This window comes from uncultured Methanobrevibacter sp., from assembly GCF_902784195.1.
Classification (GTDB): Archaea; Methanobacteriota; Methanobacteria; order Methanobacteriales; family Methanobacteriaceae; genus Methanobrevibacter.
The window spans coordinates 128246-153848 of sequence record NZ_CACZTX010000006.1; the positions used below are offsets into that span (position 1 = coordinate 128246).

Genomic DNA, 25603 nt, shown 5'->3' on the forward strand with positions numbered 1-25603 from the left:
ACCAAATAATAGTAATCGTAAAATCCAAAAAATAGAAAAATAAAAAAAATAGAATAATGGTTTTTAAACTAACAATAGCTTGCTAATCAAAAACTTTTATTCCTTATTAAGCATCTCTTTCTTTAATTGTCTACGATATTTACCATACTTATCCTCAACGGAAAATTTTGGAGGGTAAATCACTTTAAGTTCACCACCACATTTTGGACATTGGGATTTAAGTGTGTAAATATTACAAACAGGACACTTCTTCATTTTCATTTTCATCTGATTCACTAATTAATTTTCAATTTCACGTAAGAATTCTCCAGTTCCATCTGCATCTTCTACAATAGCAATAGCTTTTTCTGCTGCTTCTTTCAATTGCTTTTCAGCAACAAGATAATCGGTAGAAGTTACAGTGATTCTGTAACGAGGAGCTCCAACACATTGAACTTCAATGTTTTCAGCTTCTGCTGCCATAAGTGCTTTCTTAATAACCTCTACACCATCTGGGTTGTAGTTTTTAATATCTACATAACCGCTGATGTGAACTTCAGGAGGTTGAATGTTTTTCTCAGCAACTTCAGTTATGGCATCAGCCCACTCTTGGCTAATTCCCTCTTCAGTAAGAGTTTCTGCCCCTTCTTCAGAAGCGCTTTCAAATGCACCGTAGATATCACCGAAGATATCCATAAGCTCATATCCCACTTCATCGTAAGCGGTATCCAAGTCCTTATCTAAAGATTTAGCAGCTAATTCCAAGAATTTTTCAGCTTTTTGTTCAATTTTCCATTGTTGAATCTTTTTAGTCCTTTGGTCTTCTCTAATTCTTTTTAAAGAAGCATCTACATGACCTTTTTTAGGATTAACTCTTAAAACACGAGCAACAATCTTTTGATTTTCTCTTACATGATCTCGAATATTTTTTACCCAACCAGAAGAAACTTCAGAAATATGAATGAAAGCTTCCTTGCCTGCGTATTCTTCCAAGTTAGCAAATGCACCATAGTTAACAACTTTGTAGACAGTTCCTACAATAAGTTCTCCTTCATCTGGCCATTCTTGACTTTTTCTTACCAATTAAAACACCGAAATAAAAACAGTTAAGATATGGTTAGAATAATTAGAATAATCATCATAACCAATCTTTATTCTAAGATCACATAACAGCCAATTACATATTCGGCCAAAATAGCGTGTTTTGATAGTAATTGGCTATTAATAATTTTAAGCTTATTGTAAAACTTCATCGATGTGAGCCATGATTTTAGCTTTTCCACCACGGGATTTTACAATAGTTTTACCGCAGATGATACATTTTACATCAGAAGCTGCACGATCGAAAATGATTTGTTCGTTATCACAATCTAAACATTTAACTCTTAAAAAGTTTCCTCTTCCATTACTTGCCATACAAATCACCTAGTTAGATACCCATTCAGGTTTTCCTACTCTGAAAGATTTTCTGATGTGGGATTTTCCACATTCTTTACATTTGTATCTTAAATCTAATTTTTTAACCGGCTTGTTACCACCTGGTAATGGTCTTGGATAACCTCTGTACCCTGCAGTAACTCTTCTGAATTGTCTTTGTCCCCATTTTAATTCACTAGCTTTTCTCTTTTTGGAAGTATGCACTTCATGCATAGTGTGTTTTTTACAATGTGGACAGTAAGTTCTTTTTTCTTTAGGCATTTTCATATTTTTCACCTTTAATTGATTTCTCTGTTAAAAGACTTTTAGAACTTAATTAACAGATTATATAATAAATAATTACAACAAACCACTTGGAACTGTTTAGGTTTCCATTTAGCATGAGGATAAATTATAACATACTAATAAGAACATCTTTCAGTTTCCTACGAGCATGAGAGCATCTACACATCTTATAAAAATATTTTTACTTAACATTTCTAATAGATTGAACATTATAGTCCCTATTCATTCATAGGATAAACTAAATTGAAAGTTTAAAAACTATAAAAAAAGATTTAACAAACTGTAAATCTTGGAATCTAATAATTAAAAAAATATTTTAAAATAAGAAAATATCATATTATTATAGATACATTAATTATATATGATTATTATCTATATATAAACCTTTGTAATGTTTATATAATTTTTATATAAAAATAGTGAGTTTAAGAAAATAGAAATAGAATTTAATATTTCACTAAACTTGCCTTATTGTTGCCAATGAGAATTTGAGCAGTTATATTAGGCAAGATAACAACATCATTCGCTAAGAAAGGACCATAAACCTTTCCATCAATGCCTACCATCTCACCGACATCCTCACTAATGACAACAGTTGCATTCTCTATTTCATCTCTAGCAAATAATCCTCCTCTTGTCTTATCAACTGGTTTTTTAGGAGCATTATCCTTTTTAGAACCATCATTATTATCATCAATAGCTTTATTAAAACCATCAGTACGACTAATCTTCTTTTCCTTGACATCAAGACCAGATGAAAATCCTAAATCTGATTTCGCAGATTCGTCCTTAGGCTTTTTAGGTTTTGCAAAAATAAGATTGAAGTCATCTTCACTTGGAGCAGCATAATTGGATCCTGCAGCTATTGAATTATAATAGTCATCATCATAATTAGGTTCCAATTTGTCCAAATCCACAAACTGACTGTCTGGATTTTTGTAAAAGTCCTCTGGATTAGTGGAAACAGAAGTCTCAGTTTTAATGTCTTCTTCCACATTGGATTGAATTTCTTTAGTTTCTTGAGACTCTTGGCTAAGAACTGGAGTTTCTTCTTGTTTTTCTTCCACTTCTGCAACTGCTACTTCTTCAGCTTCCTCTTCAAGCTCTTGAGCAGTTTCTGCATTGCCTTGGTCGGGATACATTTGATTAGCTACTTGCTTATCAATGTTTTCATAAGTTTCATCAGTGATTACTTTTGCATTCTTGATCTGATTCAACCTATCCAAAACTTCATCAGATTCACCAAGAGCATCTGAAATCTCATCTTCCATATCCTCAGAAACATCACTTTCCTCTTCAACAGAACTTCCAGATTCGTAGGAATCCTCTACAAAAGAACTTTCCTCATCCTCATCGAAATCCTCATCGTAGTCTTCATCATCTTCATAATTTCCTTCAATAACTTCTTCAGTATATTCATCTAAGGAAATTCTATATCTGTGATTTTTAAGAGCATCCATCAATGAGAAATACAATGTTTCCTCTTCATCTGTAAGATTCAAAGGAGTTGTATCCAAGAGATCAAATTGAGGATTGTCCTTCTTGAACAAAAGAAAAGATCTGTAGATATTGTTATTGGCTGCTTTAGTAATTTTAGATTCCCTAAGCTCACAGATTTCAGTAGCAATTCTTTGAGCATTATTAAGCAGCAATTGCTCATTTCCAAAAGGGTCGTTAGCTACAGAACGTTCTAGATCTTTAATGTAATCACGTAACTGCTTATAGAAATCATTATCCACTCTAGCTAGAGAAGATTTGTTACGTTCTTCCTTTTGAACTCTGCGTAATACTTGAAAAAAGTCGCCTTGCATAAGAATCATAAATTTGAAATAAAGTCGCCAAAACTTAAGAAACTAAAAATTTAGTTAATACTGATTTAATAGATTTAGTTAATACTGATCGTTTTAATAAAGTTAATAATGTATAAAAAATTTAATGGTGTAATAGCTTTAAAGCTATAAAAAATAAATAAAATAAATTAATTTAAGAATAAATTAATTTATTGACTTTAAAAAAGCTTAAATCTTCTCAATTAGTCTTCAGATTCTATTCTTGGAGCAAGCAAGAAACTGAGTTCCCCGTCTTCGGATACCATTTTAAGACTTAAGGTCAATGGCATGTCATTTCCAAGAGAGATAGTAGCGATTTCAGAGAATTTGTCTGCTTTAAGCATTTCTCTGATTTTTTCTAAAGAGAAAATGGATTTAGCTTTAGTGTCTATTTTTTCACCATGTAAATATTCAATGTTTGCATCTCCAAACTCACCTTCAGCAGATGCATAGAAGTTTTCTTGATCTACCATTAAAGTGATTTTATCAGAGAAAATATCCATATCTTGAATTGAGTCTTTTAAAAGTGTGAAAGGAATCTCAAATTCAGTTGGATAATCCAATGAAGGAGGTGCAGGAGAATCATATTCTATATCAATCAATCTGATCTTGAAAGTTCTTGTAGCTTCACCAACAAAAGTGAGAATAAGATTTCCTTCATCTAATGACATCAATACACGGTCATTAGATTTTGAACGTTTCAATACTTTCATTAACTCATCTGTGTCAATATTGATCTTTTCCGGTTCATCACAAATGAACTCATCGAATAAACTGGATTTAAGTTCGAGATGAACAAAAGTAATATGACTACGGTCTAAGGCATCTAAACGAAAACCTTCACTGTCAGTTTGGATTTGTACTTCATCTACAATAGATGAAATAGCATCAAAACTGGTTTTTAAAATACTAGAATCACTTAACTCTGCTTTAAACATTAAAAATCAACTCTTGATTTAATTTTAAGCATTGATTATTTATTTTATAAATCAAAATAGCTAAATTGAGCCATATTTTATTTATAAAAAATTTATTAAAATAATGCATAATTTAATTTTTTAAATTCTTTAATTTAATAAAACCATATTATTTTATTATAATATTATATAAGTATTTAATCATTTATAAATCTAATCAAAAGTGAAAATTTTTTAAAAATTTTTATATGAAAAATGAAAAAATATTGAAAAAAATAAAAGGAAATTATAATAAATTTATGAAAAATATTGGAAAAATCGTGAAAAAAAAACGAGCATGTGCTCTAAGTAAATAAAAAATAGCGGGTAGAAGTTTAGTAAAAATAAAAAAATAAATTTAAGAAAAATTAATCTTTTCTTAAACTATTATCAAAATTGGTACCTTCAATGATTCTTCTTTTTTTCTCTTCCAATTCTCGAGCTTTTCTTTGTTTTTCGGCTAATTCCTCTTCACTTAAGGAATCGCCATCAAATTTTGACAAGTCAACAGACTTTTTGAATTTAGGTTTAGAATTTTCAGCTTCTTCGAAAGTATCTTCAGAATCATCTTCAAAATCATATTTAGAATACTTATCTTCTAAACCGTTCCTTCTTTCAGCCTCTAAATTGGAATCAGCATCATCTTCAACAAGATCTTCCTCAAGATAATCCTCTTCAATAGCTTCATCTACAGAATCTGACACAGGCTCATCTATAGATTCATCTACCGGCTCTTCAATAACTTCCTCAATAATCAATTCATCTTCTTCAACTAAATCAGAGTCATCAACAAGAATATCTTCAGGAGCATCCTCAGAAATCTCAACTGAATCAAATTCATCCTCATCATCTTCAAAATCGTATTTGGAATACTTATCTTCCAAATCAGACTCATCAGATTGTTTGTTTAGTCTGGAATGAATAGGAATGATTTCATCGGGTTCATCATCAGTTTCATCAAAGTCATCTGAAAGTTCTGTTGAATTAGCATTTTCATGCTCTTTAAAAGAAGATTGATTTTTTTGAGATGTTAAATTTGAATCAGAATATAAAGAATTGATATCATCATCAGAAAGTTCATCTTCATTCTCATTCTCAAATAAATCTTTAGGGGAATCAACAGATTTGTCATTATCGCCACTATCGGAAAAATTAGAATCTTTTTTTCTCTTTAAAACGCTAAAAATAGCATCAAAGTCTTCACGAGTGATACCGTCCTCGCTTACTTCGTCATAATCAATACTCTTAATGCTGTTGAACGTATCGATAATTAACGAAGACTTTGAGGAAGAGAAGAACTTCAATAAAGAAAATCCAATAATAATAAGTCCAATAATTACCAAGAAAATAGCAAGCCCTGCAGTTTCACCGGATAAAACATTATCCACAACCCTGTCAGAACTTGAAGCATAATAAGTTATTCCAATGATTAGGATTGCCAAACCTACAATAAAACCAACAAGGGTAAAAATTGTAGAGGAATCAAAAATATCTAAAGATTTTTTAGAGTCAGAAGATTTTTCCTTATTGTTTATCAATACACCTTGAGCAGAAGATTTGCCAATTTTCTCTTCCACATCCTCATCTGCTAACGCAACATCACTATCTTTTACAGCAATAAAGGAATCTTCATCATCAATCTCTTCATCACTATCAAATGATTCACTAGACTCATCGCCAGCTTCATCATTAATAGAATCAGTATTTTCTTTTAAATCAACATCCTCAGTTGATTCTATAACATTTGCTTCAATTGAATCATCTAAATTAGGATTAATGATAACTCCTCCTTCAATAGATTCATCATCGAAAGCATCAGATTCTTCTAAATCTTCATATTCATTATGAATAGGAATGATCTCATCTACAGAATCATCTTCAAAGTCATTAGAAACTTCATAAGATTCATCATCTTCAAATTCCAATTCCTTGAAAACCTCAGAGATGGATTTGGATTTATTGAATCTAGTTTTTTTAAGAGAAGTGGAATCATTAGCTCCGGGAGCTGATTCATCATTTCCCTTGGAAACGTCTTCTAAATTACTATTTTTTGAATTAGTCATTTTATCTCCTTACTTAAAAATACTAAGAATACTCACTCATCAATAATAAACACACCATAATACCCTTAGTAAAATCGCTATAAATACGATTAAATGAATAATAAATATAAATATTAATTTAAAACTAAAATATTAGATTAAAAGCATTGCATCAAAGCAATGCAAAAAAATGATTAAAATTAATTAATCATAGCCTCTCCATTTATGACCGCATTTTTCACAAGTGAAGAAACGAGTTGGCGCTTCATCAGCACTTCGGGTTTGAAGCAATTCGTATGAAGCACGATCATGTCCACATTTAGGACAAATTTCTCTTACAGTAGAACGTAAACCGCTTTCATCTCCTCTCATTATAACAGTTTCTTTAGATTCTACTTTTTTTTCGATTGAATATTCGGCTTTATCCACTTCAGTTGAATCATAGCCGCAGGTGGAACATTTCAATACAATCTTTTTATCATCTTCCTCTCCTACTTCCTGAGGAAGAATCATGCCACCACAATTTGGACAAAATTCCATTATTTACCTCCAATATTTAAGATACTACTCTCTAAAAACAGAAATTAAAAAATTTTAAATTAAATGTAAACACAATTAGAAACTGATTATAATCTCCAATAATTATAATCGAAACATTTACCTTTTCCTATAATAATTCAACTTAATTAAAATTCTAAAATTTAAGTTTTTTAAATTTCGTAAATGATTAAATACTTTATATATAACATACTTATAAATAAAGATTATTAAGTCATAGTATTTAAACTTAATTTAAAAATAGGGTAAAAAACGCCTAAAAATTAAGAAAAATTGTAAAAATTTAGTAAAAAATAATAATAAAAACAGATTGTTAGTAGATTGAAAAATACTAAAAAATTTACAATTTTTTTGAAAAAATTTATTCAAAAATCAGTCAGTTTTTTCTAAATGTTCCTTGACTTCACTCAAAATTTTTGCATGGTCAAATGCAAGTTCTTTTTCCTTCAAAACATCAAATGAAAATACACCGATATCATTAGCATCATCATCTGCCTTTGCATCATCAAAATTTCCATGAGCCAAATAAACTATAGAAACCGTATGCCTTCTTGGGTCACGGTCCGGCTCGGAATATACACCGAATAATTCAACAGATTCAATATCAATGGAAGTTTCTTCCTTTGCTTCTCTTATAGCTGCATCTTCTGTTGTTTCACCATAATCAACAAAGCCACCTGGCAATGCCCAAGAGCCTTCAAACGGAGGATTTTTCCTTTGAATCAATATGAATTCATGATTTTCATTATAAATAAAAATATCAACAGTCAATGATGGAATCTTATATTTAATACTCTCACCCCACATAAAAATTATAAAAAATAATAAATAAATCAATAATACATCGAATTTAAAACAAAACCTAAAAAATAATTTAAAAATGATAAGAAAATAATAAAAAAAGATTATTAAAACTAAATAATAAAAAAATAAAAAAGAAGAAAGAAATCGAAATTAGATTCCTTCAAGCAATTCTTTAAATTCAGCAGTTTCTTCTTTTAATCTTTGAGCCGCTCTTAAAAGAGAATCTCTTGGTCTTTTTGTTCTTTTAGTTTTAATGGTCATGATAGGTTCACCGGTAAGAGGGTGATCAATACCATAAACCGCATATTCTACATCGCTATCTTCCATGAGATATTTTCTTAAAACATTACAAAGAGAGTGGTTTTCTCCATGAATAATCATTTCGAGTTCTAATTTGGTATCTTTTACAACTTCAATTTCCATGTTATCTTTTCCTTAAAAGTTAAATGACTTCAACAATAAAATTTACAATTTGGATGTAAGTTAATTATAAAAATTAATAATCATAATTTTTAGAAACTTTTCTTTTTTCCTTTCTATCACATACAGGACAGTATACTTCAGATTCATTGCAAGGATCCATAAAGCTTCTGCATCTGGTACACATAGCCTTTACAACACCAGAAGTAATGTCTTCTGTATTTAAATCAAGGTTATCCCCCATAATCTTAACTACTTTTGCTTCAATTAAATCTCCAATTCTAAAAGCATCAGTAAGCTTATCAATATAACCTGGGGTTACTTGAGAGATGTGAATAGCTGCCAAATAAGGAAGAGCCAATTCACGTTTGGTTCCCTTCTTAGCATAAATAGTTATTAAAGCTCTTTGGCCACGTACATCTTTTACTTCACCATATACAATATCTCCAACTTTCAATAGGTTTGGACCACCAGATTTTGATATTACAGAGATTTCCTTTTCATCTTCATCAATCAATACATTTCCAGGAACACCAGATTTTACGCTACCATCATCTTCGTATGCTCCTTGACCTGGTAAAAACTGTTCACTTACACTTAAAAAGTCACCAGGCATTACAAAATCTCCAGATTCCATTTTCATCTAAACACCTCATAACAGGCAATTTTGCCAATTTCAACATTTTATAATTCCTTTTATAAAATAGGACAATCATCCGAATAATCCCATAACTCCGTTTATAGAATTAGGATAATCAATCCAGAATAAATCCCATAATTCCATTTATAGGATTTATTAAATTATGAAATTAAATTTGATATAAATTTTCATCCATAAAATTATCAATTATTTATATGTAAATTATTTATGTTTTTTAGTAATATATAAAAAATTCGGTTTTTAGAAATAGTTTTGAATTTATAAAACAAATGAAAGTAGCATAAACTGATAAAAATAGTTTAAAAAATAATTAGGGCAATTAGAAAAATAGGATAAAAAAATAGAATAAGTAGAAAAATAGGATAAAAAAGAATTGACGGAATAAAATAGAATAGATATCAAAATTTATTGATAATACCTATCTTCAAACAATATTTCATCTAGTTGGTATTTTTCCCATTCTCTTTTATTTAAGACTATTTCAAGTTCTTTAGGAGTTATAACCGGCTTTTTATACATTTGAGAATCATCAATAGCTATTCTAGGACATGCAGTTACAACAAATCCTTCAAGTTCCATATATGGAAGCAATACATCGGGGTTTACATGGTCCATGAGAAGAATAAAAGCTTCCATTCCCTCATCTTCAAGAAGTTTCTTAATTCCCTTAGCCAATTTCATCCTGTATTGGCCTTCTTTAGAAGAAACTATAATTCCCCATTTTGTAACTTCCCGTGCCTTCACGATTCTTGCAAATCTTATTCTCAATATCCTGTCTGCATAGGCACTCATTTCACGAATGTCACCACTATAAGGATCAATAGCTAAAACTGGAGCTTTTGTGAATAGATAAATCCCTAAGGGATGGAAATTGCCGCTGCCAATGAATAGGTAAACATCTGCTCCCAAGTTCTTTACAGAAGCGAAATTGCAACCTAAAACCTGGCCTTTTTTTGTGCTTCTTGAAGAACCAATAACAACTTCCTTGCCGTTATCCTCTAAAAAGTCTACAATCTCATCAAGCAAATGCAAGTGCTGTGCAGTTGTTGCAATAGCTATTTTGGAATAATCCTTCAATTGTTCCAATGCCTCTTCAAGGTAATCCTTGATTTTGACATTGGCTTTAGCTTCTATAAACATTGTAGGAATGCTATATCTAAGAGGGAGAGGAGTATGTCCATAATGAACAATGAAATCCACTATTCCATTCATCTTTCTGTCTGAAACATCACAGGCCCCAAAGCATGGATCTGCAGATACAATAACAGTAGCTTCTGTTTGCTTTTCAATTTCTCTTGCAAGAGCTACAGCTTGCATCTTAAGTCCTTCTGGAAACTGCAATCCTACATTCCTAACATTTAAAGAGTTTATTTTCTTTATGACCCTTTTAAGCTCCATATCATATAATGCCATTTTATCAACTAACAATGAAAAATAATTATAAAAAACAAGATTAAATCTTTAGACTAAATCTTAAAAATAGAAATAAATAAAAAAATAAAAAAGTTAGCCATTGAGACTAACAGATTAAAAGCGGATAATTATAACAATGAATCAGCTACAACTTTTCCATCAACGACATCCAATTTTACAAGAGTCTTGATTTCTTCACCGGTAGCCTCTTCAACAATACCTTTACCTTCACCTTTTTCTACAACCACTACAGTGTCAACCAAGTTTACACCAATGGATTTCAATTCATTGATTACAGCAGTGAGAGTTCCTCCTGTACTTACTACATCATCCACTAAAAGGATATTGTCTTCCTCTTTCAAGTCATTGATGTATAATTTGGAAGTTGCATAACCAGTGGATTTGACGATTTCATGTTCACCAGGCAATCCGTATTGTCTTTTACGAATAACTACAAATGGAATGCCAGTCTCTAAAGACAATGCAGTTGCAATGTGAATACCCATAGCTTCAACACCTACAATCTTATCGATTTTGGACAAATCCAATATTTCATCTAAAACTTGTGCAATTTCCTTTAAGACATTTGGATCCATTGCAGGTATTCCATCACTGATACCGTGAACAAAGTAATCATATTCCCCTTTTTTAACAACTGGTGCCTCTCTTAATGATTCTACTAATTTTTCAAGCATTTTTAAACCCTCTACTACTATAAATATATCTTTGACATAATATTCAATTCAAAATTTTAAATTATCATAAAAATAAAAAACTTAAAATCAAATTTATGCATCTATATCAATAATTTTATAATAAAAGATAAATAAACTTTTATATAATATTAGTTTATACATTAAAGTTAATAAGATAAACTATTATTTTGTTTTAGAAAGGTGAAACAAAAATAAGATTTTTGAGAAATATTAACTAAAATAAAAATTAAAAAATAAAATTATCAAACAATAATTATTTTAATCCATTATCAAATATCGGAGAGATATTATGTCAATGTTAGGAAGTTTAGGAGAAAACCTTACAAACACCATGAAAAAATTGGCTGGAATGAGTGTTATTGACAAAAAGGTTGTAAAGGAAGTAGTTAAAGACATTCAAAGAGCTTTAATCCAATCAGACGTAAATATCCAGCTTGTATTAAAATTATCCAAAACAATCGAAGACCGTGCACTTAATGAAGAGCCACCAAAAGGAATTACCCCTAGGGAACATGTAATCACAATTATCTATGAAGAAATGGTTAATTTGCTCGGTAGTGAAGCAAAAGAGCTTGAAATCAATAAAAAGCCATTCAAAATATTGTTCTTAGGATTGCAAGGTAGTGGTAAAACCACCACAATCGGTAAATTATGCAAGTACTTGCAAAGAAAAGGTTTCTCTCCAGCCGTTGTTTGTACAGACACATGGAGACCTGCAGCATATGAGCAGTTAAAGCAACTCACTGAAGATATGCAAATCCAACTTTATGGAGACCCTAATAATAAGGATGCATTAGACCTTGCAGAAAAAGGTTTAAAACAATTTAAAAATCAAAAGATCATTATTTTCGATACCGCAGGTAGACATAAGAACGAAGAGGATTTAATTGAGGAAATGAACAAGTTGGATAAGATCATTGAACCTGATGAATCCATTCTAGTTATTGACGGTACAATAGGTCAACAGGCCGGAGAGCAAGCTAAAGCATTTTCACAAGCGACCGATATCGGTTCCATAATCATTTCAAAATTAGATGGTACCGCTAAAGGGGGAGGAGCTCTCTCTGCAGTAGCTGAAACTGGCGCGCCAATCAAGTTCATCGGTACTGGGGAAAGAATCGATGAGTTTGAAGCATTCGATCCTGAAAGGTTCATTTCAAGATTATTAGGTATGGGAGATATCAGAAGCCTTATCGAAAAGGCTGAAGAGGTTATTGATGAGGATGTAGCTACCAAAACCATGAACAACATGCTTAGCGGAAAGTTCACACTTATGGATATGCAAAACCAGTTTGAAATGATGAACAGCATGGGGCCTATGCAACAGGTCATGAACATGATCCCTGGTTTAGGAGGCAAGATTCCTAAAGAGGCCAGCCAAATGACTGAAGATAAGATCAATGAGTTCAAGATCATCATGTCTTCAATGACTGAAGAGGAAATGCTCAACCCTAAAATAATCAAGACTTCCCGCATTACCAGAATCGCAAGAGGTTCTGGTGTAGACGAGAACAGCGTAAAGGAACTGTTAAGATACTATAACAATACTAAAAAAGCGATGAAAGGTATTGGACGTAGAGGAATGGGCGGAGGATCCATGAATAGACTCATGGGCCAATTCATGAAATAAACATTCCAAAAACAACTAAACTACTTTTATTTTTTATATTCATTTTTTTAAAGAGAGATTTTAATGAATCATGAAATACTTAATAAGGCTGAAGAATTAATCAATTATGCAAATGGAAATATCTGCAATCATTGCCTTGGACGTAAGTTTTCAGATTGCGTAGAAGGAAATGGCAATGAGGATAGAGGGATTAAAATTAGAGAATCCCTAAATTTGGAAGCTTACGATGGAGAATGTGAAATATGCCACAATATCTTCAATTATATTGAAAATGATGTTCTTGATTTGGTGAATGAGAAAATAGGCCTCTTGAAAGTTGAATTTGACACTTTTGTTGTTGGCTGCAAATTGCCTAAGGAAATAGTTGAAAAAGACCAGGAAATCAGCGATGACCTTGATTTTAATGTAGAGATAATCAAAAAGGAAGTCAATAGGGAAATCGGCAAATTGCTTGAAGCAAATCTCAAGCAGAATGTTGATTTTGATGGAGAAGATGTTCTTGTGATGGCTGATTTTAAGTGGCCATGCACCAAATGTAAAGGAAGAGGCTGTGAGGAGTGCAATTTCACAGGAAAGCAATACCCTGAATCAGTGGAGGAACTTCTATCCGAAACTGTCTTAAAGCACACAAATGGATATGAAGCCAAGTTCCATGGCGCTGGAAGGGAAGACATTGACGTTAGAATGTTAGGCACTGGAAGGCCATTCGTGCTTGAAATCAAGGAGCCTAAGATTAGAAAGATAGACCTTGAAAGAATTGCTGAAGAGGTTGCTGAAGTCGCTAAAGGGAAAACTGAATACTTGAATCTCAAGTTTACAGAAAGGAAGAGAAAAGCTGAAATCAAAGTATCCTCACCAGACACCTATAAGGTTTACAGAGCATTGGTCAAATGTGAAGATGACATCAAGGAAGATGACTTGGAAAAGCTTCAATCACTTCATATGATTCAACAAAGAACTCCAATAAGAGTATCCCATAGAAGAGCAGACAAGATTAGAGAGAAGGAAGTGAAAAACATTGAAGCTAAGTTCATTGATTCAAAGACCTTTGAAATGATCATTAAGACAGAAGGCGGACTGTATATCAAGGAACTTATCTCAAGTGATGAGGGGAGATCCAATCCTAGCGTGACTGAAGTCCTAGGCACACAGGCAATCTGTGCAGAATTGGATGTGATTGAAGTTGGAATTAAATAATTCCAATTTTAAAATTAAAAAAGCTATTTTTTAAAAATTTAAAAATAATTTTAAATATACTTTAGAAATCTTTTAAAATATTATAAAATACCTAAAAAACATAAACTTTATTAATATCTTAAAATATATAGTTTATTACTATCAAAAATAGAAGATTGGATTATTGCTGAAATTCAGTCACTAAAATTTTATGATATTTTATAATATTTTTGATATTTTTTTCTTTCAATATATAAAATTTAGATATGTCTTAATCAATTAAACCTACGGTTAGGGCTAAGTCTAAATAAGACTTATATATTGGCTTTTACAATGAATAGCTAAACCGAAGGGCTTAAGCTATGATATTCAACTTAAATATCGTACTGGGCTACTAGCTATTTAAAAAGATATAAAATGATGGGTTTTATATTTTTACTACACAATTAATTAAATATTAAAGAGGTATAAAAATGCAAAGATCCAGAGGATTTAAAAGTAGAAGTAGAAAAAAATTGACCAAAAGAGTAAGACCTGGTCGTGCAAACCCAATTACCAGAAGAATTCAACAATTCGAAAACGGTGATATGGTACACATTATCATCGACCCAAGTATCCAAAAAGGCCAACCTCATTCCAGATTCCATGGAAAAACCGCTAAAGTAGTGGACAAAAAAGGTAAAGCTTACATACTTGCATTAAAAGATGGTAATAAAGCAAAAGAATTAATCGTTACTCCAGAACACTTAAAATTACAAGAGTGAGTACAATGATTGGGAAAAAAACATTAGAAACAGAACCAATACCTGCAGCTAAAGTAAAGGAAATTCTTGAAGAGTTTTCAGAAAAACATGAACTTAGTTATGAACAAAATTTAACTTTAGCTCATGTAACTAATCTAAATAAACTTTCCCTTGAAGATACTGAAAAATTAATCGAAGAACTTGAAGCTTATGTCGACCACAAGCAAGCTGTTCGTATGGCAGACATTGTGCCAAGAGACATGGCTGACTTAAGATTAATTTTCGCAAAAGAAAGAAATGCTCCTTCAAACGATGAAATGAAGGAAATTCTTGAAATCTTAGAAAAATATGATATTGAAGAAGATTTATTCTTATAAATCTCTTTAAATCAAATTATTTTTCTATTTTTATTCTTCAATGCAGAGATTACTTTTTTAACAATTTTTACTACTTTTAACTATTTCTTATTTTTTAATCAACAATTTTACTATTTTTTTAAATATTTTTTTAAATTATGCTAGTCTTTTTTAAATTTTTAAAGATTTTACTGTTTTTTCATTCTTAAAACTTAGATTGAACTTCAATAAATTTCACTATTTTTTAACAAAAAAGAATAAAATTATAAATATTAATAAAATTAAAATATACTAATATTATATTAAAAAGTAAAACAATAATTAAAAAAACAAATTATTAACAAAAAATTTAATCGTAGAGAATTGGCAAAATAAAAGAAGATTTGCTAGAACTAATAAACATTTAAAATTAGAATGAGGTGAAAATATGGATAATCCAAACATTGATAATCCGAATCCAAAAAAAGAGGAGTACGTAATTATTTTAGATTATCTTAAATTTGGGTATGTAAATCCAGAAAGACCAACTGCTCATGGCAAACCTATTGCACAAGCTATTGGAGTAGACAAATTCACATTAATCGAAGTTACCCCTAAAGAAGGTGTTGATTTAGATATTCATGACAAAGTCTATATAGGATCTGGAAAAAGGGATAAGGTAAATAGAGTAAAAGGATTATTAGACTTTGAAAACTTAACTGCAACCAGTAGAATAGAATTGGAATATGCAATTAAGGAAATCATATTGGCTCATGAAGACATTTATGTAAAATTCTTTAATGAAATCGATTCACTTAACATCAAAATGCATAAATTGGAGCTAATCCCAGGTATTGGTAAAAAGCACACACAAATGATTTTGGAAGAACGTAAAAAAGAGCCTTTCAAAAGCTTTGAAGACTTGAAGGAAAGAGTTCCTCTCCTTGGAGAACCTGTGGATATGCTTGCAAAAAGAGTCAGATTAGAACTTGATACAACTACCGTCAAAAGAGGTAAAAACAAGTATTACATGTTCACCCAAGTTCCTTCTAGACACCCTTCCAACAGAAAGAAAAAATTCAACAAAGGCAGAGGAAGAGGTAGAAACAATAGGAACAAAGGTAGAAAACCAAATAACAGAGGCAAAAAACCTCAAAACAAACCAAATTCCGAAAACAAGGAATAAAATTCCTGAGTGAAACTCTAAAAAGAGTTGAACTCATTTTTCTATTTTTTTAATTTTTTATTTTTTTTAAATGTAATCATCAATGATTTTCATATGATAAACTACTATTTTAATGGCTAAAAAGGTGATTAGTTGACTGAAAGAATATCCTTAGCTAAAGAGACTAAACAAATATTGCAGGAAAATGGGATTATCTTAAATAAGAATTTAGGTCAGAATTACCTTATAGATGACTTCAAAAGAAAGAAAATCATTGAATATGCAAATCTTACAAAAGAGGATACTGTACTTGAAATTGGTCCAGGTATCGGAACTAACATATTGAAGAAACGTATAGAGAAAGAGAAAATCGATAATGTGGAGCTTATCAACGGCGATGCCGTTAAGGTGGATTTCCCAGAGTTCAATAAAATCGTTTCAAACCTTCCTTATCAAATATCCTCACCAATCAGCTTTAAGTTCCTAAAGCATGACTTTGACCTTGCAATTCTAATGTATCAGAAAGAATTTGCAGACAGAATGAACGGTAAGGTAGGAACTAAGCAATATTCAAGGCTTTCTGCTATGCTATACTTTAAGGCAAACATCAAGTTCCTAACAAAAGTTTCTCCTGAATCATTCATACCATCCCCTAAGGTGGATTCATCTGTTGTGGAATTGAAACCAAAAGAAAGTAAAATAGCGGATGCCGACTTTAAGATCTATTCAAAAGTCGTTAAGGCATTATTCCAACACAGAAACAAAAAGGCGAGAAATGCATTGATTGATTCAAGACATATAATTGGTTTTAAGGACAAGAAAGAATTGAAATCAATTTTAAACAATTTAGAAGATGAAAATCCAAGAATCAAGGAATTATTATTGGAAAGAACAATTAATCTATCTCCAGAAAACATTATGGAACTATCTATCTTATTAAAAGAGCATATTAACTAAGGGCATGAATGAAAATTATAAATGCTAAAAAACCTAATTGAGGATTATTTATGAAAATGGGAAAATTTGAAATAGAAACAGATGATTTGGTTTACATTCCATCAGATGACACTTTCCTTTTGGCGGAAAATCTTGAAATCAAAAAAGGACAAAGTGTTCTTGAAATTGGAACCGGATCAGGTCTCGTTTCCATGTATGCAAGTCTCTTAACCGATGATGTTACAGCAACTGACATCAACTACAATGCCCTTGAACTTGCAGAGAAAAACTTCAAGCTAAACAATATCGGCACAATAAAACTTGAGTTCGGTGATCTCTTTGAACCTGTAAAAGATAAGAAATTTGATGTTATACTATTTAATACTCCATATCTCCCTACTGATTCAGATGACATTATCAATGACGATTTAAATTATGCATTTGACGGCGGATTAGATGGAAGGAAAGTCATAGACAGGTTCATTAATCAAGTGTCAAATCATTTAAACGAAAAGGGAATTGTGCAGATAATTCAGTCATCCCTATCTGACAATGATAGGACCTTGGATATGTTTGATAGAAATGGATTCGTTGCAGAAATAGCTGAAAGCGAGAAGTTCTTCTTTGAAGAGATTGTCTTGATAAACGCTTACAAGATTTAACTGATAAAATGAGTTCAAACAGCCACAAATTAAATAAGGATCTGAAAGTTTCAGAATTTAAGGAATACTATTTTTTAAAAGAGGAATTGAAAGAATTCTGCAGAGAAGAAGGATTAAAGATTAGTGGAAGTAAAAGCCAATTGGAAGAAAGAATTATCTATTATTTAGACACTAGAAAATCATTAGATGATTCAAAATCTATTAAAAATCATGCTAATAAAACTAATTTAAATAAAGCCACTGACTCTGAAGAAATCACATTGGATTCGATTTTAGGTGAAAACTTCAAATGCGGTGAAGATAAAAGAGAATTCTTTGAAAAGGAAATAGGAAAAGGATTCAAATTTAAGGTAAAATTCCAAAAATGGTTAAAGGTAAATCCAGATAAGACATATCGTGATGCAATCAATGCTTATTATGAGCTTCAGAACTCAAAGGAAAAAACTAAAATAGACAAGCAATTCCAATACAATCAATACATAAGGGATTTCTTCAAGGATAATGATGACAAGACATTAAAGGATGCAATAAAATGTTGGAATTATAAAAAGAGTTTAAAAGGCCATAATAAGTATGAAAAATCAGATTTAGATATTTTAAATTAATTTAATACAATAAACTAAGTAAAGAATATATTTAAAGGTTTAAAAATCATATTTAATCATATAATCTAGCAAAATTAATAAAATCAATAAGAGGAATGGTTTATGAATTTAGAGGAAAAAAATTCAAGAGAAATAGAAGAGTTTCTTAAATCAAAAGGTGCAGAAGTAGTTGGTTTTGCTAGTTTAGAAGGTATTAATAACGTTCCAAAGGAGTATCCAAACAGTATCTTGATTGGAATTCCAATAGAAAAGGAAGCATTGAAAACCATTTATACAGATGATCAGTCCAAATATGTGGAATCCATGAAAAGTTTAGCATTGAAGCTTAATGACATCGTCCTTGAAGGTGAGGATTACATTAAGGAAAACATGAATTACAATGCATTGGCAATGTCTCGTGAAAGAGTTGCAAAAGACTTTGAGGGTTTGGCAAGCAAAATCCCACATAAGACAACTGGAACAAGGTCTGGACTTGGATGGATCGGAAGATGTGCATTGCTTATCAGTCCAAAATATGGGGCTGCACTTAGATTATCCACTATTCTAACAGACATGCCTATAAAAGTAGGCACCCCAATCGATGACTCATTATGTGATGACTGTACAGATTGCCAAGACGCTTGTCCTGTCGATGCAATAAATGAAGTTAAATGGGACTCCAGAAAAGAAAGAGAAGAGTACTTCGATGCAGAAAAATGTTTTGAATTCATTAAAAAAGAAATGCAAAGAACTCATGGCAAAAGCTTATGTGCCAAATGCGGGCTTGCTTGCCCTTACACTAAAGAATACCTAGGAATAGAAACTGACAGGGAGTTAATTAAGGAAATATAATCTAAAATTTAATTAAAGTTTAATTAAGGTTTAATTTACTTCTTTAAATAGGAGTTAGGGGGTTTTACTATTTTTAATGGAAGTCCATTGGATTTTTACAAACAAGAACTGCCAAGATTCATGATTTTATCAAGAAACATTTTGAATTATTTGAAAGAGGGAAAAACACTTGAAGAAGCTTGCGCTAAGGCAGGTGTTGTTCAAAATGAGTTGAATATTTGGAAGCTTTGGGCAGATAAAGGTTTGCAGCCTTATGCAGATTTCTTTAGGGAAATTCAAAATTATAGATGATTTCAACAAGCTATGAAAATAAATTGCAATTTGAAAAAATATTAAAAATAAAGTTTAAAGAAAATAAAAAAATATAAAAAAATATAAAAAAATTAAAAAAAAGAAAAAGAAAATTTATTTAAAAATAAATAAATTTATTGGATTTCAGCATTGAAGACCAATGCTGCAGGTCCTTTCATGAATGCTCCGAGTTCTCCGTCCTCTTCATAGACATTAAACTCTAAGTCTCCACCAGGTAAGTGAAGAAGAACTTCATTATCAAAAAGACCTAATTTTACACCAGCAAGTGCAGTTGAAGTTGCACCGGTACCACATGCAAGTGTAACACCAGCACCACGTTCCCAAGTTCTCATTTTTCCTTCATTCTTGCTTATAACTTCAACAAAATGAACATTGATCTTTTCTGGGAATACTTCATGGCATTCAATAGCTGGGCCATATTTGTCAATGTCAATAGCATCAACATCATCAACAAAGAGGATTGCATGAGGATTTCCAACATTGACACAAGTTGCCTTGAAGGTGGTGTCAATAACATCAAGGTCACCGTCGACAAACTCCTCTGAATCTGCAATCATTGGAATTTGTGGAACTTTGAATGTTGATTTGCCCATATTGACCTTAAAGAGAACAGGTTCACCATCTTCTACAGTAATTTCAATGGTCTTGATACCGGATTTGGTTTCAACGGTCATTGTTTCCTTTTCAACGATTTTATTTCTGTAAACGAAATCTCCGAAACAACGGATACCATTTCCACACATTTCAGCTTCAGATCCATCTGGATTGAACATCCTGTATCCAATGTCTGCCACTTCAGATGGCACTACAAATAATACTCCATCTCCACCTACACCAAAGTTTCTGTGGCATAATTGTCTGCATGCTTCAGCTTTATCTGCTTCTGGAATTTGTTCCCCTTGACTTTCATCAATAATAGGGAAATCATTACCGATACCATGCATTTTAGAGAATTTTAAACCTTTTAAATCTACCATTCTATCACCTTAACATCTATTGTAAATGGTCAGGAACAGATTGTTTTTCAAAAATGTCATCGAAGCTTTGTGCTTCACGGATTACGAAAGACTCTCCATTTTTAACAAGAATCTCTGCAGGGAGAGGTCTTGAGTTATAGTTGGAAGCCATAGTGTAACCGTATGCACCAGCATTCAAGATTCCTAAAATGTCTCCTTCTTCAATATCTGGAAGAGGTCTGTCTCTTGCAAACAAGTCACCGGATTCACAGACATTTCCTGCAACATCCACTTCTTGAGTTGGCTCTTCATTCATTTTGTTTGCAACTACAATGTGATGGTAGGAATCATACATAGCAGGTCTGAGCAAGGTGTTGAATCCAGCATCTACACCGATGAATTTTCTGTAGCTTTCCTTTACACTGTTTACTTCTACAAGAATTACAGAAGCGTCCCCTACAATGTATCTTCCTGGTTCAAGGTATAAGGTAGGTTCTCCCATATCAAACTCTTCTAATTTTTCTTTGAATAATTTGACGTTTTCTTCTGCAAAGTGTTCCAAGTCAAGCAATTCCTCATCAGGAGTGTATGGAATTCCAACTCCTCCACCGAAGTCAATAAATTCAAAGTCAATTCCTGCTTCTTGGTGAACTTTTCCTGCAATGTTCATAGTGGATTCAATAGCTAATTTGAATGGTTCTGGGTCTAAAATACCTGAACCGATGTGAGAGTGCATACCTACAGGTTCAAATCCTAATTCCTTAGCTAATTTGTAAATCTCTACAGCTTCGGTTTCCATAATACCGAATTTACTCATTTCTCCACCGGTAATGCAGTGACCGTGGTGACCAGCACCTACCATAGGGTTTACTCTAAATGAGATTTTTTTGCCATTAGGATCAATGCTTTCTGCAAGTCTTTTAAGAGCAGAAACAGAGTCAATGTTCAAGATTACATCTTCACTGTTTACGTAATCCATTTCATCGTTTCTAATGTTGTTTCCTGTAAATAGGATTCTGTCTCCAGAGAATCCCATTTTTTTACAGATGTATACTTCTCCAGGAGATACAGCATCAATGCAGCATCCTTCTTCCTCAAGGATTTTTAAAACAGCAATGTTTGTATTTGCTTTACAAGCATAGAATACTTTGAATTTAGGATAAAATTTAGTGAAAGCGTTATAGAATCTGTTGTAGTTGTCTCTAATTCTTTCTTCATCAATTACATAGATAGGAGTGCCATACTGTTCTACAAGATCACATGCATCAGCACCGCCAATATCTAAATGGCCTTTGTCATTTATTTTTATATTTAAATCCATTTTGTGCCTCCGATAAAAATAATATATAATGAATAATTATCTTTATAATAATCTGAAAATAAGTTTTCAATAAATATCTATTTAAACTAATATATAAAATTATTTAAGGAAATGGATTAGCCGACTCGAGAAAAATATGAAATAAAGTTTATTAAAAAAGGGTGAAAGCCTACCTAAGGCAAGAGTAAACCTAAAACTTTTTGTAAAATTCGACTGTCTAAAAAATCACTTATTCAACAAACAATAAAATCATTTGTATGAATAGAATTAATAACAATAAAAATTGTTTGAAATTAAATTCCATGATTTTTCCTCCTTTTATCTGAAATGGTATTCTTTTTAAGGTAGTGAAACCTAAAAAATAATTTTTAAATGGCTATTAATAAATATAACGATTTTATGAACTTTAAATTTAAAAATAACTATTTTATTGACTTAAAAATAGAAAATTATAGTTATATTGTAAAAAATAATTAAATTGGAGAATTATAAAAAAAGTAAAAAATTATCAAGGTTTAATGAATTCAAAAGAATTCAAAAACCTTACCATTTCAGATAATTGGAGATTTACTCAAAGAGAAAAACTCCTTAAAAATACTTTAAACATCATAATATATAAATCTAATCAAAGTTAAAAACTAAAATAACGAAATAAAAGCAATATAATAATCAAATAGAATTTTCATAGGTGAAAAAATGAATGGTAAAAAGGACTGGGGATTGACAGTAAGAGGAGTAGTTAAAAAAGAGGGTAAGACACTAATCCTTAGAAGACATCCAAAATCAAGAAACAATCCTCATAAATATGAGCTTCCTGGCGGTAAAGTGGATCCTGGAGAGTTCTTTGATGTGGCATTGATAAGGGAATTCAAGGAAGAGACTAACCTTGATGTTAATATAGAAAGCTTGTTTGAAGTTGTTCAAGATGAATTCATAAGCAGAAGGACCAAACAGCCAATAAGCACAGTTCAACTGATGATGAATCTGGAAATATTAAGTGGAGAAGTTCAGATAAGCGATGAGCATGATGATTTCAAATGGGTAAGCAATGAAGAGCTAAAAGAGCTTTACAATGAGGATATGCTTACTCCTACACTTAGAAAAACTTTAGAAAAAAGAGATTTTGAGATTTGAATAAATCCCATTATCTTTTTTGTCTTACATTTTTTTAATCTTAAACTTTTTTTAAAATAAGCCTATTATTTTTCATATAAACGTTCAACATAAGGATTTAAATAAGTTTGAAGAACCTTTACAATAGGCCCAATTATTAGAGCAGAAACGATTGTTCCTTCACGGACTCCTGCAAGATATCCTAAGAATACAATTGACAAAATAGCTGCAGTAAGTACAAAGCTTGTGTCAACAAATGGCTTTACCTTTGGAAACTCCTTTTTTAAAACCTTTGAAATGGCTACAATTATCCCGTCTGGAGGAAGATAAACCACTTCTGTTTGAACTTCAAGCATCACACCAAAAGCAACCACTACACAGCTTAAGAGAAGTGTTGCAAATTGACTTAAATAATCTGCAGGATTCAAGAAACTTACCAACATCATTGAAAAGTCTAAGGTAAGGGAAAAGATTGTTCCTACAATTATCTGCAGATACTGTCTCTTTTCAAATCCGCTTCTTAGAAGGATTATCTGTACAGATATAAAAATAACATTAAAGATCAAGCATACTGTTCCAACACTCATTTTCAATATCAGACTTGAAACATATGGAAGACAAATGATAGGGGAAGTTCCTAAATTTGCTTTAATGGATATGGCTCCACCTAAAGATATTAAAAACAGTGAAAATAAGTAAATGACATATCTTGAAATCTTTTTTGTTTGCATAAAATATAGTTTGCTTTAGAATACTTAAATAATTTTTTAAAAAAATTAGAAAAGATAAACTAAATAAGAAAAAAATAAGAAAAAAAGAATGAATAAATAAAAAATAAAGAAAAAAAGAGAAAATTAATATATTATTTAAATTTAAAACAAGTGCTCTCTTTTTTGGAGTAACAGTTATTGCAGCTTTGACAAATTGAAACTCCATCTCCATTTGCTTTCCAATCAGCTAAAAAGTCTGGCTGTGCTACAAATGGCTTGGACATGGATAAGAATTCAACTTTTGAATCATTCAGAACTTCATTCATTGATTTCATATCCCTCATTGAACCGCCTAAAATGACTGGAACATCAATCTCATCAATCAATTTATCCACATACACAAGGAATGGATTCCTATCATTGCCATCATAAAGATAGGATATTGTCCTTGCAGTCAATTGAATGCTGTCAGCACCTGCCTTTTCAAGTTCCTTTGCAACCTTTATGCTTTCTTCAGGAGTCATTCCATTCTTTCTGACATCCCAAGGGTTAATTCTGCAGCTGACATGGAAATCCATAGTCTTTTTTAGAACCTTAATAATCTCTGAACAGATTCTGACACGATTTTCTGTATTGCCTTCTGTATTGCCCCCATATTGGTCCTTTCTTTGATTGAAAAAAGGATTGATGAATTTAGCAAGGTAAAAATTATTACCAATGTCTATTTGCATTCCATCAAAACCTGCAAAGGAGAACTTTTTAGCAGCCATGATAACATCTGCCTGAAGACGTCTTATCCCTTCCAAACTAATGTCATTCGCTTCAACCTTTTGATTCAATCCGTCATTATAATAAAAGAATGCCAACTGTCCGAGAACCGGCACATCATGATTATGGCATATGTCTGTAATTTCCTTATAGTCCTTTACAAAACCCTTATAGTTTACATTATTGCAGTATTCTGCAAATCTATCTCTTGGATCAAACACAAACATTTCAGAATTAATCAATCCTACACCGCTTTTAGCCATCTTTTCATATCTGTCAAAGACTTCACTTTTTAGGAATCCCCCATCTTCAGTTTGTCTTTCCCAAGTTCCTGTTCTTACAATACGGCTTTTTAGCTTTAAATCTCCTAAACTACATTCATCAAATATATCTTTCATAATATCACAATTTACCTATTAAAAAAATAAAATATTAAAAAATAAAAAGCGAGGAAAATACTAATAATTGTATTTATCCTCTATTACTTGACCATCCTTGATTTTTATGGTTCTTTCTGCCAAAGCGGCAACACCATTGTCATGTGTAACTATAATCAAAGTCACATTATAACGCTCATGCATTTCCATAAGCAAATTCAATATCATTTCACCTGTTTTTGAATCAAGAGAACCTGTCGGTTCGTCTGCTAAAATGATAGATGGGTTATTTACCAATGCCCTTGCAATAGCTACCCTTTGACGTTGACCACCAGACAATTTATTAGGCCTTTGCTTTTTCTTATCCTCCAATCCTACAGCACGGATAATTTCACTTGCCCTTTCCTTCATCTCCTTGTTGGACATTCCAGTAGGGAGCAATGGAATCTGGACATTGTCAAAAACGGATAAGTTAGGAATCAAGTTGTGCAATTGGAAAACAAAACCTATTTTTTCCTGTCTGAATTCGCTTAAGTCCTTCTCTTTAACAAGGTCGATGCCATCGATATAAATCTTTCCTCTGGTAGGCTTATCCAAAGCACCAAGCATGTTTAGGAGAGTGGATTTTCCAGAACCTGAAGGACCGATAATTGATACGAATTCCCCTTCAAAGATATCCAGGTTTACTCCATTCAATGCCTTAACAGTTCCTTTATCGTATTCCTTTACAACATCAAATAGGCTGATTAATGGATCTTCATAATAATATTCCTCGCCATCCTCACCGATGAAGGTTTCATTATAGATATATTCATCTTCATGATATGCATTCTCATTTTCTATGTAACCATCCATAAAATCAC

At 31.6% G+C, this 25603-nt stretch carries 29 protein-coding genes; 11 read left to right on the forward strand and 18 right to left on the reverse strand.

Annotated features, from left to right (window positions below):
• Positions 1-96: 96 nt before the first annotated feature.
• From QZU90_RS05475 to hpt, 13 genes are all read right to left on the reverse strand, one after another.
• Complete coding sequence (locus QZU90_RS05475; RefSeq protein WP_295607407.1) at positions 97-267, reverse strand: RNA-protein complex protein Nop10; 171 nt, start codon at positions 265-267, stop codon at positions 97-99.
• Positions 268-279: 12 nt separating this feature from the next.
• Complete coding sequence (locus QZU90_RS05480; RefSeq protein WP_295607410.1) at positions 280-1062, reverse strand: translation initiation factor IF-2 subunit alpha; 783 nt, start codon at positions 1060-1062, stop codon at positions 280-282.
• A 153-nt stretch (positions 1063-1215) separates the two neighbouring features.
• On the reverse strand, positions 1216-1395 hold the full coding sequence (locus QZU90_RS05485; protein ID WP_292788071.1) for a 30S ribosomal protein S27e: 180 nt from the start codon (positions 1393-1395) through the stop codon (positions 1216-1218).
• A 9-nt stretch (positions 1396-1404) separates the two neighbouring features.
• Positions 1405-1683 carry a 50S ribosomal protein L44e gene (locus QZU90_RS05490; RefSeq protein WP_295607415.1) on the reverse strand — a complete coding sequence of 93 codons (279 nt, stop codon included), beginning with the start codon at positions 1681-1683 and terminating at the stop codon, positions 1405-1407.
• Positions 1684-2147: 464 nt separating this feature from the next.
• Positions 2148-3512, reverse strand: coding sequence for a hypothetical protein (locus QZU90_RS05495; protein WP_296855977.1), 1365 nt, complete (start codon positions 3510-3512; stop codon positions 2148-2150).
• A 221-nt stretch (positions 3513-3733) separates the two neighbouring features.
• Positions 3734-4468, reverse strand: a complete 735-nt coding sequence (gene pcn, locus QZU90_RS05500; RefSeq protein ID WP_295607420.1) for a proliferating cell nuclear antigen (pcna) — start codon at positions 4466-4468, stop codon at positions 3734-3736.
• Between the two features lie 386 nt (positions 4469-4854).
• Positions 4855-6549: a hypothetical protein gene (locus QZU90_RS05505; protein ID WP_296855979.1), complete on the reverse strand. Its 1695-nt coding sequence runs from the start codon at positions 6547-6549 to the stop codon at positions 4855-4857.
• A 183-nt stretch (positions 6550-6732) separates the two neighbouring features.
• Positions 6733-7068 (reverse strand): transcription factor S, encoded by a 336-nt coding sequence (locus QZU90_RS05510; protein ID WP_296855981.1) that lies wholly within the window; start codon positions 7066-7068, stop codon positions 6733-6735.
• Positions 7069-7458: 390 nt separating this feature from the next.
• Positions 7459-7893 carry an NUDIX hydrolase gene (locus QZU90_RS05515; protein WP_296855983.1) on the reverse strand — a complete coding sequence of 145 codons (435 nt, stop codon included), beginning with the start codon at positions 7891-7893 and terminating at the stop codon, positions 7459-7461.
• Positions 7894-8040: 147 nt separating this feature from the next.
• A complete protein-coding gene (locus QZU90_RS05520; protein ID WP_296855985.1) occupies positions 8041-8313 on the reverse strand; it encodes a DNA-directed RNA polymerase subunit L in 273 nt (90 codons plus the stop codon).
• Positions 8314-8386: 73 nt separating this feature from the next.
• Complete coding sequence (locus tag QZU90_RS05525) at positions 8387-8953, reverse strand: exosome complex RNA-binding protein Csl4 (RefSeq protein WP_296855986.1); 567 nt, start codon at positions 8951-8953, stop codon at positions 8387-8389.
• A 423-nt stretch (positions 8954-9376) separates the two neighbouring features.
• Positions 9377-10384 carry a diphthamide biosynthesis enzyme Dph2 gene (gene dph2 / locus QZU90_RS05530; protein WP_296855988.1) on the reverse strand — a complete coding sequence of 336 codons (1008 nt, stop codon included), beginning with the start codon at positions 10382-10384 and terminating at the stop codon, positions 9377-9379.
• A gap of 128 nt (positions 10385-10512) precedes the next feature.
• Positions 10513-11079, reverse strand: coding sequence for a hypoxanthine/guanine phosphoribosyltransferase (gene hpt, locus QZU90_RS05535; RefSeq protein ID WP_295608208.1), 567 nt, complete (start codon positions 11077-11079; stop codon positions 10513-10515).
• Positions 11080-11389: 310 nt separating this feature from the next.
• Here hpt and QZU90_RS05540 point away from each other — a divergent pair, with 310 nt between their 5' ends.
• The 10 genes from QZU90_RS05540 to QZU90_RS05585 all read left to right on the forward strand — a co-directional run bounded on the left by QZU90_RS05540 (position 11390) and on the right by QZU90_RS05585 (position 19474).
• The gene (locus QZU90_RS05540; protein WP_295608210.1) at positions 11390-12730 is read left to right on the forward strand and encodes a signal recognition particle protein Srp54; all 1341 of its coding nucleotides are present in this window, start codon (positions 11390-11392) and stop codon (positions 12728-12730) included.
• Between the two features lie 63 nt (positions 12731-12793).
• Complete coding sequence (locus QZU90_RS05545; protein WP_296855991.1) at positions 12794-13927, forward strand: tRNA pseudouridine(54/55) synthase Pus10; 1134 nt, start codon at positions 12794-12796, stop codon at positions 13925-13927.
• Positions 13928-14379: 452 nt separating this feature from the next.
• Positions 14380-14670 carry a 50S ribosomal protein L21e gene (locus QZU90_RS05550; RefSeq protein ID WP_292788089.1) on the forward strand — a complete coding sequence of 97 codons (291 nt, stop codon included), beginning with the start codon at positions 14380-14382 and terminating at the stop codon, positions 14668-14670.
• Between the two features lie 5 nt (positions 14671-14675).
• Entirely contained in the window at positions 14676-15026 is a 351-nt protein-coding gene (locus QZU90_RS05555; RefSeq protein ID WP_295608214.1) for an RNA polymerase Rpb4 family protein, read from the forward strand.
• 406 nt (positions 15027-15432) lie between these two features.
• Positions 15433-16170 (forward strand): DUF655 domain-containing protein, encoded by a 738-nt coding sequence (locus tag QZU90_RS05560; RefSeq protein ID WP_295608216.1) that lies wholly within the window; start codon positions 15433-15435, stop codon positions 16168-16170.
• A gap of 132 nt (positions 16171-16302) precedes the next feature.
• A complete protein-coding gene (locus QZU90_RS05565; protein ID WP_296855994.1) occupies positions 16303-17106 on the forward strand; it encodes a 16S ribosomal RNA methyltransferase A in 804 nt (267 codons plus the stop codon).
• 56 nt (positions 17107-17162) lie between these two features.
• The gene (locus QZU90_RS05570) at positions 17163-17747 is read left to right on the forward strand and encodes a HemK2/MTQ2 family protein methyltransferase (RefSeq protein WP_296856172.1); all 585 of its coding nucleotides are present in this window, start codon (positions 17163-17165) and stop codon (positions 17745-17747) included.
• An 8-nt stretch (positions 17748-17755) separates the two neighbouring features.
• Positions 17756-18352 (forward strand): DUF6434 domain-containing protein, encoded by a 597-nt coding sequence (locus tag QZU90_RS05575; protein ID WP_296855996.1) that lies wholly within the window; start codon positions 17756-17758, stop codon positions 18350-18352.
• Between the two features lie 102 nt (positions 18353-18454).
• Positions 18455-19183, forward strand: a complete 729-nt coding sequence (locus QZU90_RS05580) for a 4Fe-4S double cluster binding domain-containing protein (protein ID WP_296855998.1) — start codon at positions 18455-18457, stop codon at positions 19181-19183.
• A gap of 87 nt (positions 19184-19270) precedes the next feature.
• Positions 19271-19474 (forward strand): hypothetical protein, encoded by a 204-nt coding sequence (locus QZU90_RS05585; RefSeq protein ID WP_296856000.1) that lies wholly within the window; start codon positions 19271-19273, stop codon positions 19472-19474.
• Positions 19475-19608: 134 nt separating this feature from the next.
• Here the strand turns inward: QZU90_RS05585 and dapF are convergent, their stop codons facing one another.
• Together dapF and lysA are read right to left on the reverse strand one after the other, a co-directional pair.
• Positions 19609-20472 (reverse strand): diaminopimelate epimerase, encoded by an 864-nt coding sequence (gene dapF / locus QZU90_RS05590; protein ID WP_295608226.1) that lies wholly within the window; start codon positions 20470-20472, stop codon positions 19609-19611.
• A gap of 16 nt (positions 20473-20488) precedes the next feature.
• The gene (lysA, locus tag QZU90_RS05595; RefSeq protein ID WP_296856002.1) at positions 20489-21772 is read right to left on the reverse strand and encodes a diaminopimelate decarboxylase; all 1284 of its coding nucleotides are present in this window, start codon (positions 21770-21772) and stop codon (positions 20489-20491) included.
• Positions 21773-22468: 696 nt separating this feature from the next.
• On the opposite strand from lysA, the gene QZU90_RS05600 reads away from it, so the two are divergent.
• On the forward strand, positions 22469-22906 hold the full coding sequence (locus QZU90_RS05600; RefSeq protein WP_295608230.1) for an NUDIX domain-containing protein: 438 nt from the start codon (positions 22469-22471) through the stop codon (positions 22904-22906).
• Between the two features lie 65 nt (positions 22907-22971).
• On the opposite strand, the gene QZU90_RS05605 is transcribed toward QZU90_RS05600, so the two are convergent.
• From QZU90_RS05605 to QZU90_RS05615, 3 genes are all read right to left on the reverse strand, one after another.
• Positions 22972-23616: a YitT family protein gene (locus QZU90_RS05605; protein WP_296856004.1), complete on the reverse strand. Its 645-nt coding sequence runs from the start codon at positions 23614-23616 to the stop codon at positions 22972-22974.
• A gap of 131 nt (positions 23617-23747) precedes the next feature.
• Positions 23748-24761, reverse strand: a complete 1014-nt coding sequence (locus tag QZU90_RS05610) for an NADH-dependent flavin oxidoreductase (protein ID WP_296856006.1) — start codon at positions 24759-24761, stop codon at positions 23748-23750.
• 60 nt (positions 24762-24821) lie between these two features.
• Positions 24822-25595, reverse strand: a complete 774-nt coding sequence (locus tag QZU90_RS05615) for an ABC transporter ATP-binding protein (RefSeq protein WP_296856008.1) — start codon at positions 25593-25595, stop codon at positions 24822-24824.
• Positions 25596-25603: the final 8 nt, after the last annotated feature.